Origin of the sequence: Xenorhabdus mauleonii (assembly GCF_900113945.1) — a bacterium.
GTDB classification, from domain to species: domain Bacteria; phylum Pseudomonadota; class Gammaproteobacteria; order Enterobacterales; family Enterobacteriaceae; genus Xenorhabdus; species Xenorhabdus mauleonii.
On the sequence record NZ_FORG01000035.1, the window covers coordinates 1 to 14,651 of the forward strand.

21 protein-coding genes are annotated in these 14,651 nt (G+C 53.7%); 4 read left to right on the top strand and 17 right to left on the bottom strand.

Going from position 1 to position 14,651, the window contains the following annotated elements; genetic code table 11:
- The 16 genes from BM100_RS22790 to BM100_RS20100 all read right to left on the bottom strand — a co-directional run.
- The coding region (locus BM100_RS22790; protein WP_175494989.1) for a phage tail protein at window positions 1-1,118 on the bottom strand (1,118 nt) is incomplete at its 3' end.
- Window positions 1,115-1,723, bottom strand: a complete 609-nt coding sequence (locus BM100_RS20035) for a phage tail protein I (RefSeq protein ID WP_092514168.1) — start codon at window positions 1,721-1,723, stop codon at window positions 1,115-1,117. The genes BM100_RS20035 and BM100_RS22790, both read right to left, overlap by 4 nt.
- The gene (locus BM100_RS20040; RefSeq protein WP_092514170.1) at window positions 1,716-2,624 is read right to left on the bottom strand and encodes a baseplate assembly protein; all 909 of its coding nucleotides are present in this window, start codon (window positions 2,622-2,624) and stop codon (window positions 1,716-1,718) included. The genes BM100_RS20035 and BM100_RS20040 overlap by 8 nt, the downstream gene beginning before the upstream one ends.
- 4 nt (window positions 2,625-2,628) lie before the next feature.
- Window positions 2,629-2,970, bottom strand: coding sequence for a GPW/gp25 family protein (locus BM100_RS20045; protein ID WP_092514172.1), 342 nt, complete (start codon window positions 2,968-2,970; stop codon window positions 2,629-2,631).
- Window positions 2,967-3,620 carry a phage baseplate assembly protein V gene (locus tag BM100_RS20050; protein WP_092514234.1) on the bottom strand — a complete coding sequence of 218 codons (654 nt, stop codon included), beginning with the start codon at window positions 3,618-3,620 and terminating at the stop codon, window positions 2,967-2,969. Before BM100_RS20050 ends, BM100_RS20045 begins: the two co-directional genes overlap by 4 nt.
- 66 nt (window positions 3,621-3,686) lie before the next feature.
- Window positions 3,687-4,322 (bottom strand): phage virion morphogenesis protein, encoded by a 636-nt coding sequence (locus BM100_RS20055; protein ID WP_092514174.1) that lies wholly within the window; start codon window positions 4,320-4,322, stop codon window positions 3,687-3,689.
- A 2-nt stretch (window positions 4,323-4,324) separates the two neighbouring features.
- Complete coding sequence (locus BM100_RS20060) at window positions 4,325-4,741, bottom strand: phage tail protein (RefSeq protein WP_092514176.1); 417 nt, start codon at window positions 4,739-4,741, stop codon at window positions 4,325-4,327.
- On the bottom strand, window positions 4,680-4,994 hold the full coding sequence (gene lysC, locus BM100_RS24115; protein ID WP_420855346.1) for an Rz1-like lysis system protein LysC: 315 nt from the start codon (window positions 4,992-4,994) through the stop codon (window positions 4,680-4,682). The genes BM100_RS20060 and lysC overlap by 62 nt, the downstream gene beginning before the upstream one ends.
- A complete protein-coding gene (locus BM100_RS22795) occupies window positions 4,882-5,238 on the bottom strand; it encodes a hypothetical protein (RefSeq protein ID WP_139217012.1) in 357 nt (118 codons plus the stop codon). Before BM100_RS22795 ends, lysC begins: the two co-directional genes overlap by 113 nt.
- A gap of 35 nt (window positions 5,239-5,273) precedes the next feature.
- Window positions 5,274-5,669, bottom strand: coding sequence for a structural protein (locus tag BM100_RS20070; protein ID WP_092514178.1), 396 nt, complete (start codon window positions 5,667-5,669; stop codon window positions 5,274-5,276).
- On the bottom strand, window positions 5,662-5,985 hold the full coding sequence (locus BM100_RS20075; protein WP_092514180.1) for a phage holin, lambda family: 324 nt from the start codon (window positions 5,983-5,985) through the stop codon (window positions 5,662-5,664). Before BM100_RS20075 ends, BM100_RS20070 begins: the two co-directional genes overlap by 8 nt.
- A 3-nt stretch (window positions 5,986-5,988) precedes the next feature.
- A complete protein-coding gene (locus BM100_RS20080; protein ID WP_092514182.1) occupies window positions 5,989-6,192 on the bottom strand; it encodes a tail protein X in 204 nt (67 codons plus the stop codon).
- The gene (locus BM100_RS20085) at window positions 6,192-6,710 is read right to left on the bottom strand and encodes a head completion/stabilization protein (RefSeq protein WP_338066858.1); all 519 of its coding nucleotides are present in this window, start codon (window positions 6,708-6,710) and stop codon (window positions 6,192-6,194) included. The genes BM100_RS20080 and BM100_RS20085 overlap by 1 nt, the downstream gene beginning before the upstream one ends.
- A gap of 32 nt (window positions 6,711-6,742) precedes the next feature.
- Window positions 6,743-7,405 (bottom strand): phage terminase small subunit, encoded by a 663-nt coding sequence (gpM, locus tag BM100_RS20090; protein ID WP_092514186.1) that lies wholly within the window; start codon window positions 7,403-7,405, stop codon window positions 6,743-6,745.
- A 1-nt stretch (window position 7,406) separates the two neighbouring features.
- Window positions 7,407-8,507 carry a phage major capsid protein, P2 family gene (locus BM100_RS20095; RefSeq protein ID WP_092514188.1) on the bottom strand — a complete coding sequence of 367 codons (1,101 nt, stop codon included), beginning with the start codon at window positions 8,505-8,507 and terminating at the stop codon, window positions 7,407-7,409.
- Between the two features lie 15 nt (window positions 8,508-8,522).
- A complete protein-coding gene (locus tag BM100_RS20100) occupies window positions 8,523-9,359 on the bottom strand; it encodes a GPO family capsid scaffolding protein (protein WP_092514190.1) in 837 nt (278 codons plus the stop codon).
- Between the two features lie 18 nt (window positions 9,360-9,377).
- Here BM100_RS20100 and BM100_RS23285 point away from each other — a divergent pair, with 18 nt between their 5' ends.
- From BM100_RS23285 to BM100_RS20120, 4 genes are all read left to right on the top strand, one after another.
- Window positions 9,378-9,518, top strand: coding sequence for a hypothetical protein (locus BM100_RS23285; RefSeq protein ID WP_169924796.1), 141 nt, complete (start codon window positions 9,378-9,380; stop codon window positions 9,516-9,518).
- Window positions 9,502-11,262 (top strand): terminase ATPase subunit family protein, encoded by a 1,761-nt coding sequence (locus BM100_RS20105; RefSeq protein ID WP_092514192.1) that lies wholly within the window; start codon window positions 9,502-9,504, stop codon window positions 11,260-11,262. The genes BM100_RS23285 and BM100_RS20105 overlap by 17 nt, the downstream gene beginning before the upstream one ends.
- Window positions 11,262-12,290, top strand: a complete 1,029-nt coding sequence (locus BM100_RS20110; protein WP_092514194.1) for a phage portal protein — start codon at window positions 11,262-11,264, stop codon at window positions 12,288-12,290. Before BM100_RS20105 ends, BM100_RS20110 begins: the two co-directional genes overlap by 1 nt.
- A gap of 829 nt (window positions 12,291-13,119) precedes the next feature.
- Entirely contained in the window at window positions 13,120-13,848 is a 729-nt protein-coding gene (locus BM100_RS20120; protein WP_092514198.1) for a hypothetical protein, read from the top strand.
- A gap of 101 nt (window positions 13,849-13,949) precedes the next feature.
- Here the strand turns inward: BM100_RS20120 and BM100_RS20125 are convergent, their stop codons facing one another.
- A complete protein-coding gene (locus tag BM100_RS20125; RefSeq protein ID WP_092514200.1) occupies window positions 13,950-14,642 on the bottom strand; it encodes a terminase large subunit domain-containing protein in 693 nt (230 codons plus the stop codon).
- Window positions 14,643-14,651: the final 9 nt, after the last annotated feature.

Genomic DNA, 14,651 nt, shown 5'->3' on the forward strand with positions numbered 1-14,651 from the left:
TCCGGCAGGTATTTTAATGCTTTCCCTTGCGCTGATGTGATGCTGAAGCGATCACCATTAAGCGCATACCATTTTTTCGGCAATTGCGTCGCCCGGAACGGAAAATGCCCCAGTGAGCCGACAAAAATCTCATTAAATCCTGAGACAAAATTAATCGGAATTTCACCGTCGGTCATGATGCCATCGGGGGTAAACTGAACAATTTTAAAATCATCTTCGACCCTTCTAAATTCAAGGTAGCCACCATGAGAAACACGGATATAGTGAGTTTTAGGGGAGTTGAAGATCCGTGTCGCTCCGGATGAATCGAATATCTCTGCGTCGGCTTTCTTGTTGGCTAGATCAGTCACCGCTTTCTGGCTCATCACGGTGATGGTTGAATTGCCCGTTCCTTGTGCTATTAAACCGAGGTTTTTCACAAACTCATTTTTGTTGGGGATGTCCGCCCCATTCTTCGATTTTTCGAGCGCATTATTCGCGCTTTGGTTGGCCTTGGCCGCCAAGTCATGCGCCGTTTTCACCGCTCTGGGTGTGGCAGCCTGTGTTTCGCTGTAGCTGTCCACGGCGTTGCTTAACATCACAAAGCCTTTTTCTCTTAGCGTGGCATCCGGATGGCGGCGGCTTTTCTCATGCTCACTTATCGCCTGTTTCACCAACGCATCGGCATATTCCCGCGTTGCCAGCACCACCGACGGGTCAATTTTCAACGTCACGGCTTCGGTGTGGCTGACGATCAACACCATGCGGAGGGTTTGCGTCCGTCCTGAGCCTTCCTGTAACTGCGGCTTATAGGTCTCCGCGCAGTTGCCCACCGCAATCAAAATGCCGTCTTTGTCAAATAGGCCGATTTCCCGTATCCACCAACCGCCTTCGCTTTCCGGTATCACCTGTTCGGCAATAATCTGGTGGGTGTTCTTGGGGTCAACACTCAAAACGTTAATGGCCGCCCGGCGGCATTCGTTCACCAGCTTGGTTTGGTTGGTGTCCGGTGTGGGCAAGGTGCCGCCACCATCCCCCACGGCCATGTGGGTGATGTCCAGTTTGGTGCCCAACGCGGCGGCATTCGCCAGTTTGTCCGCCCCTAACTGCGTCAGCAGGGCGAAGTATTTTGTTGTCATGGGGTGATCCTCAAGTCGTCAATTACATGTACCGCCGCGCCGACCATGTCAGCACCGGAGACGGTGATTGCTTGGGGTAAATAGGGGTATACGGTCAATATATCCCCGTCGTAGCCGGTGACGGCGCAATAGGCCGAGCCGCCCGTTTCCAATTGAATGGACAGCCCAATCAAATGGCGGGACGCAGGCTTGGCGTCAAAAATCAGCCGCTCTAATTCAAAGTAGGTTTCGTGGGTAATGCCGGTTTCCATCACACCGATATCCAGCCGAAAGGTGCCGGGCGGATCTTGGTTCTGCCACCATTCCGTCACCCGAATTAAGTAACCGAACGGCTCAACCACACGACGAATGGCGCCAATGGTGCCCTTGTGCTTGTGCACAAACATCGCCACCTTGATGGCTTCGCGCTTGGTGCTTTCCGACCAGTCCATGTCCCAGCGGTCTACCGACCATGCCCACGCCAGATACGGCAACAAACGCACCGGGCAACGGTCGGGGTGCCACAGCTCACGGATCGGCACAGGAACAGCGGCCAATGTTGATAGGGCTTCGGCGGCGGCCACTTCCAACGGGGACGAACCGGTCGGCAACAGGCGGTTATTCATCGGAGCCACCCATCGTGATCTGAGCCTGCGTGCAGAAGCTGGCCTGTGTTTTGTCCAGTATCATGTCCTTGGCAGGTTTTTTCAGCTCAACCCGTTGGACACCGGGCACATGCAGCGCGGCAAAAATGGCACTGCGCACGATATCGCGGCCAAGTCGGTGCTGGGCAGCGGTATAACGTGCCAAGCGAGTGTTGGCATCCTGCAAGATGGGTTCATACTCCGGCGTTGGGTAGAGGTAGAGCACCGCCTCAATGGCATAATCAACAATCTCCGCCGATTGCACGGTCAGGCGGTCGGCCACGGGGCGCACGTCCTCGTCATTGAGCGCCCGGCTTACGGTGTTAATCAATTCAGCACTGGCGGCGCCGTTCCCGTCACGGGACAAGATACTGACCGTGACATAGGCCGGTGCCGGGCTGATAACGGACGCGTCCGCCACCCGACCGTCGGCACTGAGGGCATGATATTCATACGAGGCGACCGGCCCTGCAACGCTCAAGCCCTCGAATGCCTGCGGGATGCGTACCCGAAAATCGGCATCGGTTTCCATCACGACGGGAATGGGCGGCACCGCCTGATTATCGGCCGGCTGCAACACCAACCGGCTGACATTGTTGTTGGCGCCCAGTTGATCAAGGTCACTGCCTTGGGCAAAGGCCACCATCGCCGCCCGTGCCGCTTCATTGATGCGCTGGCGCAGCAGTAATTCACGGTAGGCATTTTCCTGCAACAGTTTGGTGATGGGTTCCGATTCCAGCGCCAGTGTGCGGCTGAGGGCGTCGCGCTGCTCTGGCGGTGTCAGAGCCAGCAGGGCCGTTTTGCGCTCGGCAAACAGGGTTTCAAAGTCCAGCGGCTCGACCACATTCGGCGGCGGTAACTGGCTTAAGTCAATCGTCGGCATAACGTCACCTCACAGGCACAGAAAAGGCGATCGGATCGCGGGAAGGCTGGTAATAGCCGCGAATATCCAACTGGGTTTGCCCGGCTGCGCCCGGTATCACGCTAATGCCGGTCAGGGTGAGGCGGGGTTCCCATTGCTGGATGGCGGTGTAACAGGCGGCCATCAGTTGCAGGTTCAGCATGGGGTTTTGCGCGGCGTCGATCAGTTCAGACAGTAACGAACCGTAATGGCGGCGGGCCAGCCGGCTGCCGATGGGTGTCAGCAAAATATCACTGACCGATTGGCGGATATGGTCAATATCGGTCAGTGGCCGACCGGTCAGGCGGTTCATGCCCAGATACCTCATGAGACGGGGCCGCCGGTGGTGCTGTCCCCGCTGCGTACCCCGCTATGTCGGTGTGTATCAACGATGACACCGTTTGAACTGAATGCGCCGCCGGTATGGGTGACATTGCCCTGCATCGTGCCGCCGTGTTTCACCTCAAGACTGCCTGTGGTGAGATGATGCGTGCAAATCACGGTCGGCGTATCCAGTGTGATTTGCTGGCTGGCCGTGCAGGTAATTTTCGGGGCGGTGACATGCACTGAGACAGCGGCGGTTACAGTGGCGGTTTGAATGCCGCTCACGGTCAGGGCGCCGGAGTGCGGTTCGTACGCCATGATGGCGCCATCCGGAAAAGTCACGTGCAGGGCTTCGGGGGAGGTTGATGGCGCAGGGAAGGCATCGGAAAAAATCGCCGGCAGCACAAACCCGGTGGTCAGGTCACCGCCGATGGCGAGCAGCAACACCTGTTCATCGACACTCGGCGCCCACCATGTGCGGGCATGGCCGGCGCGGGCAGTCAGCCAGTGCAGCCAGTCGGTTTCCAGCTGGCCGGTGGTGACCCGGCACACGCCCCGTGCGGTATCCACTTGGGAGACAGTGCCGATGCGGATCAGGTTACGCAGCCGGCGCAACAGTTCCGTGGTTTGGGGATTAGCGTATTGTGTGTTCATGCCGACAACATGGCACTGAATCGGCAGGTTCGCACGTTGCGGGGCTTGTGCCAGCCCTGGCACACATCAGCGGGTGAGATGGGCGAGCATTTGTTCTTCAATATGCGCGATATCTTGCGCAGTCAGTCCCAGTAAGCGGCGTTCCGGGTAGTGAACCTCGATATTTTTGCCGCGCATGCGTTCTTTCAGGCCAAATTGATGGACGCGGGCCACGGCGGCGGCTTTGGGGGCAAAGAAGATCACCGCTTCCCGATCCGAGGCAGACAGGCGCAGGTAACGGGCGGTCGCCAGCTTCTTGAACATGCGGGTTTTTGCACTGGCCTTGCGGGTAGTGAGGCGGTCGCTTTTCTTTTCCAGTATGCGTTGAATATCGTTGCGGTAGAACGTTCGTACTCCTTTACGGTCGGCATCATAACCGGTGATCACCTTGCCGTTTTTGCCCTTGCGGAACTGCCAGTTTTTCAGCGTGCGGGTTTCCCCCCGCCAGATAAACTTCATGCCGCGTTGTACGGTCAGTACCTGTGCCTTGCGCTGGGTATAGCGGCTGCCGTCAGGGTTGCGCTGGGCACGGATACGCTGCATCTGGCTGCGGCGCAAATCGCGGGCGATATCCCGGGCCAGTTGCTTGCGGCTGGCGGGCGACAGTTTAGTCAGCAGGGCAGACAGAGCGGTGTCCAGCGGTTGCAGGTCATCGTTATCCATAGTTACCACCGGTCAAAGGGGTTATCAGGTTCCGGAATGGCGGTCACGGTACTGGTGCCGTCTTGCGTGGTGACCTGCACCCGTTCGGTCAGTTTGAGGTCAATGCTGATATCGGCCGTGGTGTCATTGAGAATATTGACATCAAACGTAAAGCCACTGCGGCGGTTATCGGGGTTGGCGAAGATATCCGGTTGGTGTTCACGCAGCCAATGGCCGACCACCGCCATTAAAATATTTTGGTCACCGGGGTAGTTTTCAATAATCAGGTTCAGGGTGTACTCGTATTCAAATGACAGGGACGACGCCATGGTCGCCAGCACCGCCCCGTCTTCCACAAACAGGTGCAGGTATTCGGGATTATCGCGCAGGAAGGGGATTTTCTGGGTCAGTTCCGTGCGCAGTGATTGCAGTTTTTTCATGGTTTATCTGCCTTGCTTGTTCGATTTGCCGGATGGCCTGCTTATCCAGATTGCATTGCTCAATCACCGTCAGTAACTGCTCATTCAGGACAAGGCTGCCACTCCATGTCAGGGGGCTGGGAATGCTGGGTGGCATACAGTCAGCGAGCAGCGGCGCCGGTATCGGTATCGGTGGCACCGGCACGTATTCGGTTCGCGTGGTGCTGCAACCGGCTGACAGCTCCGTCAGGCACAACACGATTGGCGCAATCATGATGCGCCACCGCCGTTGTGATAACCGTTTGGGTTTGTTCTGAATCCACGGCGGACTGACGCCGGCTTTCGTGATTAAGTCGTGAAATGTCATTGAATACCCGAATGGACTGAAAGGCGTTGTGGGTAATAAGCAGCTGTTTTTCCAATTGCGCGTTTTTACCGGCCAGTGCTTTGACGTCTTGATACAGGAAAAAGACCACCGCAGCGGCGTACAGCCACATGAATATGGGCATGTTCTTCATCAGCCATGCCCATCCCTTTTTGAAGAGTAGCGCCATCATAGCAATGCAAACGCCCGGGCAATCACGGCATCGGAATAGGGTTGCTGGCCGTTCTCCATGTGGATGATGGCTTTCACCAGCTTGCGCATTGTGGGTTCGTTGTCCACATCAATCACCGCACTGCTATTGATGCCCACTTTCCCGCACACAAAGGCAATGTAGCCTTCGGTATCGTTTTCATTGGGCGGCGCCCAGCGGGCAATCATCTGGCGTATCGTGTTATAGCCGTACTTGCGTTCGTAAGTGCGCAGAATTTTCAGCATGGCGCGAATACCCCATTCTGGCGCGATAAACTGGCAAAAGTCCTTGTCGGTCTGGGTATCACGCAGACCCTGCCATTTATCACCGTGGCGGATATTGCCCGGGTTGTGGTTACGGGTGCCTTTACTCATGCGGTTTATCTCCCAAACGCTTAGTGATGGCGCGAACGGCAAATTCACGCAGCTTTTCCACGCCAATGAAGCCGACCGCGCCGCCGAGTGCTGGTGAGACGCTGGCGGGAATGCCGAACAGTTCCAGCCCGCTGGAAATGCCCCATGACAGCGCGCCACACAACAGCGGTTCAACCCAGCGGTTGCGACGCTCGACCCCGTCATAAATCAACCGGCCGTAGCAAATCAGGATGGCGAGCAGCGAGCCGGAAATCTGCGGCCAGGAGTGTTTGAATCCGTTGAGCAGTTCCGCCCAGAGATCAGGTTGTTTGTCCATGTGTCAGTCCCATAATTGAATCATTGGTGTCACCGGCGCGGCGGTGATGTCCGGCAGCTCAACCTCGGTACCGTGGGGCAGTATCGCGCCCCAGTCGGCCAAGCCGGGATTGGCGTCCAGTACCTGCTCAGTGACGCCGTGTGTTCGTCCGTAGTGGCGCCAGCACAGGGAATCCACCGTGTCATGTTGCTGTGTCCGCACTCGCATTAAATCAGCTCCACAATGGCATGATCCTGCCCCTGAATGCGGCGCAGTGCCCATTGCGCATCGCGCCACAGGTCATCAATGGTGGTTTCCATCGCCTCGGCTTTTTTGGTGCCGGGTTGAGTGGTGTCGATATCGCGGTAGCGTTCGGTCAGGTTGGCTTTGGTCAGGCAGAACACGGCACGGTGATAGAGGTAAACCAGTTCGCTTTCTTGCCCAATCCGACTGGCCGGTAGGGTGCCCAAGGTCGCGTAGCCCTTGGCGATATTTAACAATCGCCAGCGGTTCAGTTCGCGGTTGGCTTCGACAATGGCGTTGGCAAGCGCCTGCTTTAAGCGGGCGGCGGTCACGGTGCCGTCGGTGCGCATCTCATCCCGGTAGCGGGCGAGGCGGATAGCCGGAAAAAACGGATCACTGCTGATGGTCTCATCCGTCTCTTTCGCGGGTTGGGGGGCAATAAAATCCATGATAATGACCTTCAATAGGGGGGCGGTGAACGGAGTTTGGATGACTATCGCCACCCCGTGCCGCCCCGGCGCGTTGGCACACTCGGTTAGGTGTCGGCGTTCTGGTTGCGGATAGCCCGGGCGAGCTGCTCCAGATCCTTTTTCACGCCAACACGGTTATTCAGTTCCAGTGCCCGGCTCAGTGAGCAATAGGCGGGTTGCGGCAGATTATTGTCCCGCTGACTGTAGCCGAGCCATTTATACAGTTCTGCCCGCACTTCATCAGGCATATCCTGCTCGTGGGTCAGGGTAACGGTGCGTTCCAGTGTCGCCAGTGGCATCGGCGTTTTGCCGGTATAGTTGCGCTGGGCGGCGGCGGCGATTTCTTCGGCCACCACGCAGCCGGTGGTGCGTTTATGCCCCGATGGCATGACAAGGTGAAAATGCAGGGCATAGTCGGCAATATCCAGCGCACCGTCATGCTCCCCGGCATCCATGCGCCACAACATGACATACATCAGCACATCATCCTGACTCCCTTGGCCGGCCTGCAAGACACCGGTCACCCACGGGACATAATGGGGCAGGAGCTTGCGCTTTAACGCCGCCTTGCTTTCGTTGGACTGGATGGCCTTTAATTGCCGACGGTGTTGCCCCAGCATCAGCAACATCTGGTTATAGCCGTTGTGGCCCTGCAAGGCAGGGCCGTCCAACCGGGCGGCGGCCTCGGCCTGTAGCCGCATCCGGTGACGTCGCCACGGGCTGGTCATGTTATTGCGTCTCGCTGTCAGTTGACGGGACGTGTTGCGCCTCGTTGTCTTTCAGCAGGGCGGTTCCTTTCACCGACAGCATTTCAATATTTTCAATCAGGGCCACACCGCGATAATCTTCCACCACGTAGGCTTCGTTGACCGATTCAAAGTTTTCGATGCGGTCACGGCGCGGGTTATCGAGCACCGTGCGGCGGCGGGTGCCGTCCTGATAGTAAATGGACAGGTTATCCAACCGGGTAATGAACAGCGCTTTGGGCGGGAAGTAGGGCACCCGCACCGCCGGCAGGTTGCCGATACGTTTCTGGCTGATAATGATGTCTGCGGCCATTTGTTCGGTATTGGGCTGGACTTGGTTGACCAGCGGGAAGTATTTGTCAGCCAGCAATTCACGGCCACAAATTACTACCAGTTCGGTGTCGTCCTGATATTCCGCGTCAATGGCGTTGTTGACACTGTCCATCACCAGTGCATCCAAGTTAGTGAAGTCACCGCCGCGGCCGATGCGGATCACGGTGGAAATGACCTTGCCTTCCTCATCAGTGATGTTGCTGATGACGTGATCCGGGGCATCCTTGCGGACTTTTTCCAGCCAGCCGACATTGACGTCTTCCAGCATGGGGTATTGCGCCCGGTTGGAGGTTTTGGCGCGTTGGGTGCCGTTAAAGCCGATCATGATACGGTCAAGTGCCTGGCGGCGAATGATGGCGTTGCGGATACGCAGCTGGAAATCCTTAAACTTGGCCCACAGGTCGAGCTTGGCGTAACTGAGGCTGGTATCGAAGTTGGTCTGTTCGCACTTATACTCAACGGCGGTCAGGCGGGTCGGATCAGTGGTGATGCGGTCTTGGCTGTCGGTGTCGGTCGTACCGGCCACGGTGGAGCCGATGCCCAAGCCGATGGCTTGACCGGATTGCTCGCTGACGGGTACCACGTTCACTTTTTGCAGGAACTCGGCGCTATGCTGGATCTCGTCTTCCAGTGTCTGGGCCACGGAGGGCTGTACTTCCACCTTGCCGCTGAACGCGCTGGCATCCACCCCGTGGATTTCACCCAGTCGGGTCAGGTAGGCATTGAATTTAAAACGGGTATCGGTCTTCATGGCAAAGCAGCTCCGTTAGCAGTTGGTCAGGTGTTCAGCGGTCGGGGTATCGGCGTGTTGCGATCCCTGTGAGAACGGGCGGTGTTGGGGGTTGTTGTCTTGCTGGCTCAACTGGGTTTTTAAGTCATTCAGTTGGGTTTCAAGTGCCGCCTGTTTCTGTTGCAGGGCGGGCAATTTGTCCAGTTGCTGCGACAGCGTGGTGACGCTCTCGGCAGTGGTTTGTTGCTCTTGGGCGCACAGTTCGACGGCTTGATGGATGTCAGCGAAACGGGCATCGTCGGATTGCTGTTTTTTCTGCAAGAATGTTTGCACACGGGAGAACAGGGAGGGCTTGTCGTTTTTCGGTGGCAGTTCGACAAATTCCAGCACCGTTTCTTCGGCGGCGGTAAAAAGATTGTCCGGGTGCTGCTTGCGGGCACTGAGCGGACTGGCGGCGGCGCTGGCACTGAACTGCAACATCTCGGTACCGAGGCTGGCCGGGCTGTCAGTGACGGCCAGTCCCACCAGATAGGCGCCGCCGGAGTCGGCAAAATCAAGATTGATTTCAGCGGAGGTGTAGACTTTCTGGCGCTTGCGGTTCATTGCCACCAGTTCCTCCGTGGGGGAGAGCACTCCGTACAGCCCCAGCTTGCCGGCCAGTTTGCCGTCCTTGATTTCTTCGGTGTAGACGGATTCGACATCGCCGAAGCGCGCACTCCATGAATAGTTGTAGTGCTCCTGATTGATGCGGGCGCCGTAGGTGTTCGGGTCGTAATTGTCCGCAATCTGGGTCAGCCATTCACGCTGAATTTTGCGTCCGTCGGTGGTTGCGCCTTCCACACAGATACGAAAGGGTTTGGATTTTGTTGCCATTGTTAGCCCCGGTAGTTAATGGGTCGGTCATGGCCTATTAGTTTGTGTAGTTGTGGCGGGGAAACAATAAAAGGCGGTTGTGCCGGGGCTGGCACAAAGGGCGGGCGCGGAGAAATGGCGGGCTGGCCTGTAGTCTGGCGGCATGAAAATCATCAATGACTTTGATCCCCGAAAGCAAGCCATGCACCTGTACTTTAACGGGTACCGGGTGGCGCGCATTGCGGAAATGCTCAATGAGAACGCGACCACCATCCACAGCTGGAAACGGCGCGACAGATGGGACGATGTGACACCGTTTGAACGTGTCGAGTTGTCGCTGGAAGTACGGTTGTGCCAGCTGATTGCCAAGGAGCAGAAGGAGGGCAAGGACTTTAAGGAAATCGACCTGCTGTACCGCCAACTGGAACGGCAGGCGCGCATCAACAAATACAGCCACGGCGGCGGCAATGAAGCCGACCTGAACCCGAATATTGCCAACCGCAACAAGGGCGGGCGCAAGCCACCCGAAAAGAATGTGTTCAGCGACGAGCAGATCGAAAAGCTGGGCACCCTCTTTCAGGCAAACATGTTCGGTTACCAGAAAGTCTGGTATCAGTCTGGTCTGCAAAACAGTATCCGTAATATCCTCAAATCCCGCCAGATTGGCGCCACCTACTTTTTCGCCCGTGAAGCACTGATGGATGCGTTGACTACTGGCCGCAATCAGGTTTTTCTGTCGGCCAGTAAGGCGCAGGCCCATGTCTTTAAAGAGTACATTCTGGACATGGCACGGGAAGTGGATGTCGAACTGCGCGGCGACCCCATTACTTTAAGCAACGGGGCCACGCTCTATTTTCTCGGCACCAATGCCCGCACGGCGCAAAGCTACCACGGCAATCTCTATCTGGATGAATATTTCTGGATACCGAAGTTTCAGGCGCTGCGCAAAGTCGCCTCCGGTATGGCGATACACAAGAAATGGCGCCAGACCTACTTTTCCACCCCGTCGAGCCTGACCCACAGTGCCTACCCGTTCTGGTCAGGCAAACTGATTAACCGGGGGCGGGCGAAGGCTGACCGGATTGAGATTGATATCAGTCATGACGTGTTGGCTGAGGGGGTGCTGTGCGGTGACGACCAGTGGCGGCAGATAGTGACGCTGGAAGATGCAATACAGGGCGGTTGCGACCTGTTTGATATCGACCGGTTACGGCGGCAATACAGCCCCGACGAATACCAGAACCTGCTGATGTGTGAGTTTATGGACGATATCGAATCCATTTTCTCGTTGCAACTGATGCAGGGTTGCATGGTGGACAGTTGGGAAGTCTGGCACGATGTCCAGCCCCTGATGTTGCGCCCGTATGGCTACCATTCGGTCTGGATCGGCTATGACCCAGCCAAGGGCGGTGAGAACGGGGACAGTGCCGGCTGCGTGGTGATTGCGCCGCCGCAGGTGCCGGGCGGCAAGTTCCGTATCCTTGAGCGTCACCAGTGGCGCGGGATGGACTTTCGCGCCCAGTCGGACGCCATCCGGCAACTGACCGAACGGTACAATGTGGAATACATCGGCATTGACTCGACCGGCGTCGGCCACGGGGTGTACCAGAACGTGAAAGAGTTTTTCCCGGCGGCACGGGAGTTTGTCTATAACCCGTCCGTCAAAAACGCACTGGTGCTGAAAGCGTGGGACATCATCCACCATCGCCGGCTGGAATTTGATGCCGGCCACACTGACATCGCCCAAAGTTTTATGGCTATTCGCCGCGCCACAACGGCCAGCGGCAATCGCCCGACCTATGAAGCCAGCCGCAGTGAAGAAGCCAGCCATGCTGATCTGGCTTGGGCGACCATGCACGCGCTGTTTAACGAACCGATCACCGGTGACACCCCCCAACACAGAAACATTGTCGAGGTTTACTAATGAGCCGTAAAAGCCGCAAACGTCAGCCGGTGCAAGCCAGTGCGCCTGCCCAGTCAATGGAAGCCTTTACCTTCGGCGACCCGATCCCGGTATTGGACAAGCGCGAGGTGTTTGATTATCTGGAGTGTGTACTGGTTGACAGCTGGTATGAACCGCCCATCAGTTTTAACGGGTTGGCGGCTTCCTTCCGTTCTGCCCCGCACCACAGCAGCGCGGTGTACGTGAAGCGTAATATCCTGACCAGCACCTTTATTCCTCATCACTTGCTCAGTCGGCAGGCGTTTGATTCCTGGGCGCTGGATTTTATGCTGTTCGGCAATGCTTATCTTGAACTGCGCAAGAACCGTTTGGGGCAGCCCTTAAGCCTGCACCATTGCCCGGCCAAATTCACCCGCCGTGGGGAAGACTTAGTGACTTACTGGTTTGTGCGTTACGGCTACCAAAGCCAACCATACCCGTTTGAAACCGGGCAGGTGTTCCACCTGATTGAACCGGACATTAACCAAGAATTGTATGGCCTGCCCGAATATCTGGCGGCGCTGCCGTCCGCGTTACTGAATGAATCGGCGACACTGTTCCGGCGTAAATATTACCTCAACGGCAGCCATGCCGGTTATATTCTGTATATCAGTGATGCCTCCCAAAATATTTCGGATGTCAACAATATCCGGGAGGCGTTGAAGAATTCGAAAGGGCCGGGCAACTTCCGCAACCTGTTTTTGTATGCGCCCGGCGGTAAGAAAGATGGCATCCAGACTATCCCGTTGTCTGAGGCCGCGGCCAAGGATGAGTTTTTGAATATCAAGAACACCAGCCGGGATGACATTCTGGCCGCGCATCGGGTGCCGCCGCAAATGATGGGCATTATCCCGCAGAACACGGGCGGTTTTGGCGATGTGGAGAAAGCCGCCAAGGTGTTTGTGCGCAATGAGCTGATGCCGTTGCAAAGCAAGATGAAACAATTGAATGACTGGCTTGGGGAAGAGGTTATCCGGTTTGAGCGGTATTCACTGGATGATGACAAATAGCAAGTAATCTCTTTTGATGGCCGCCGACAGGGCGGTCTTTTTTTGTCTGAAAGAAAGATAGTTTCTGGTGTCATGATTGCGGCCGGAAATTGGCGCTGATTGGGACATTAAACGCCGCCGCGCGCAGTTGTGACCCCGCCACGCCTGCCCACTAAATGCAGTGGTTTTTATGCAGTTGCAAGGGATCGTCTGAGACGCAGCAGTACTGAGGCTTGGCGGGGTGTGAGATCCTTGTTGGATCTTGCGGATTGGTGCGGGGAATGTGGGATTTTGTGCAGATAGCGAAAGCGAGGTTTCTTAAATATATGGCACTATTCATGTCTCCTGTACGAGCTTGCTCCCCCGCCTCGCCCACACACAAAAGGGGGCGTTTTTGTGCAGTTATGCAGGGGCGGGGAAACCTTGCCGTGCTGGGCACGTGTGTGATGAAAATCCCAAAGAAAATTATGCGCTTTTGTGAGAAATTGTTAGGTGTTTTTGCTTGGGGAAAAGGCATGCAATTAATACAGTGATTTCGAGATTTACAATTTTGTTTTAATATGCCAAATCTTTGTTATCGTGCATCTGTAAGGGGATGTTTTAAGAATGTCAATATTTATATTTATGCTTGATGGAGTGTGTGATTATTTATATACGCAACAAACTTGAAGATGCATGGTAGGATGTAATTTATCTTATTGTTTTTTTAATAATTAACTTTGAAATAAAACCAGCAACTTGAAGTTAAATGAGTATAGGTAAATTAGGTTATTAGAATTAATTATGCTTTTTTTGTTAACTTATACTATATATAGTTAACATTGTATTTATAATATTTTCAGAGGTCTTTATGTATCCAGCTTTAGCATCAGATTACGATAAAAAGCAATTTATCATTGGTGTTTTAATAACTAGTTTTATTAATAACGAAAGACATTTTGAAAGGCATTGGGGCAGAGGTAGTACACAGGAACATTTCTTTTTTTCTGGTTTACCTACGAAACAACCAGAAACATACCCACATTTACATCTGAATTATAATCTTTTACTTCAATTAGATTATATAGGCTACACTGAAGAAATAAATAATACAGGCCACGGAAAAAAAACAACTGAATTATATAAAGCTAATAAAACTCCTTGGAGCCAGGTAAATATGAATGAGATTAATCTTCCTGTAAACATGAGAGCTGCGGTAACCGCAGCTCGTCAATTTATTCCAGTTGCTGACTGTATAAGTAGTCAATTCGAAAAAAATAGGGTATGGTTTATAGCCCAAAATGGAAAACCTAATGAATTGCGATATGAAATTTATGATGGATACGATTATCCTTATTTTTCTTTTATTTATAAACTGGTTGATAATGACTCAGCTTATTCTATTGAATTAAATAACTTCACAGTAGTTATGGACAACATTGGAAATGAAATATTTTTATGTAATGCTGAACGAGAAGATTATCCTAATATGAATAATCTTTCTAAATTCTTGAATGAACACCGCCCTTCATTTGTTTTGGGCTTGAAGCAAATTATGATAGATATTCGCAGCAAATATAGAAAAAAAACCAATGCTTAATAGTATGTTATCAATAAGAATTTCTGCCTTGTTAACGCCCGAATTTTTCTGGCGTTAACGTTGGGTGGTTTTACGTTATACGGGGGATTTAGCCATGAGATTTACCACCGTGCATGAGGCAATCGACATAAAAATAGTTCTTCAAAGTCCTTGCGTGACCATGCCTTCATCAGATTTTCTTCATCCAAAAAATTATCAGTATCAAACAATGTCACCGTATCGAAAAAAGCGCGTTCACCTTTGATACGATTCAGGATAAAGAACCGCTTATAAACCTCCTCGCCGTTATCCCCTGAACCTCTGGAGGAATAAAACGTTCTCTTCCATTTCTCATGCATTGATAGACCCAACGCTAATTGCACCAACCGAATGGGGTTATCTGACCAAGCCCACTCGGACACATAGACATCGCCATACAGGCCGGCAACATGGCTATTTTCATGCACAAAGCGAATTTCAGCACCATTACTGAGCGTCAATAATTGGATTTCTTCGGCATTCTCGGTTAAATACGCTTGTTGCTCAGGGAAATACTGCGCAAGGTAGTGAACAAAAGTGGGTAACAATTCCTTATTGGACATAAAAAACTTATTCTGACCCGTCCGGCAAGCATCGCTTAACGCTTCCAGCACGAAATAATAATCAGCACCCGCTTGTCTGCATTTATGCAAAAAACGATTACGGTGATGTCGATTGGCTTTCCAGCGTTCTTGCCAGACGAATAAATCTAAAACAAATTTCCTGTGAATGTTGGAAACAATATTGGGAGTTAAATTTAATATGATGTTATTCATTGTTAACCC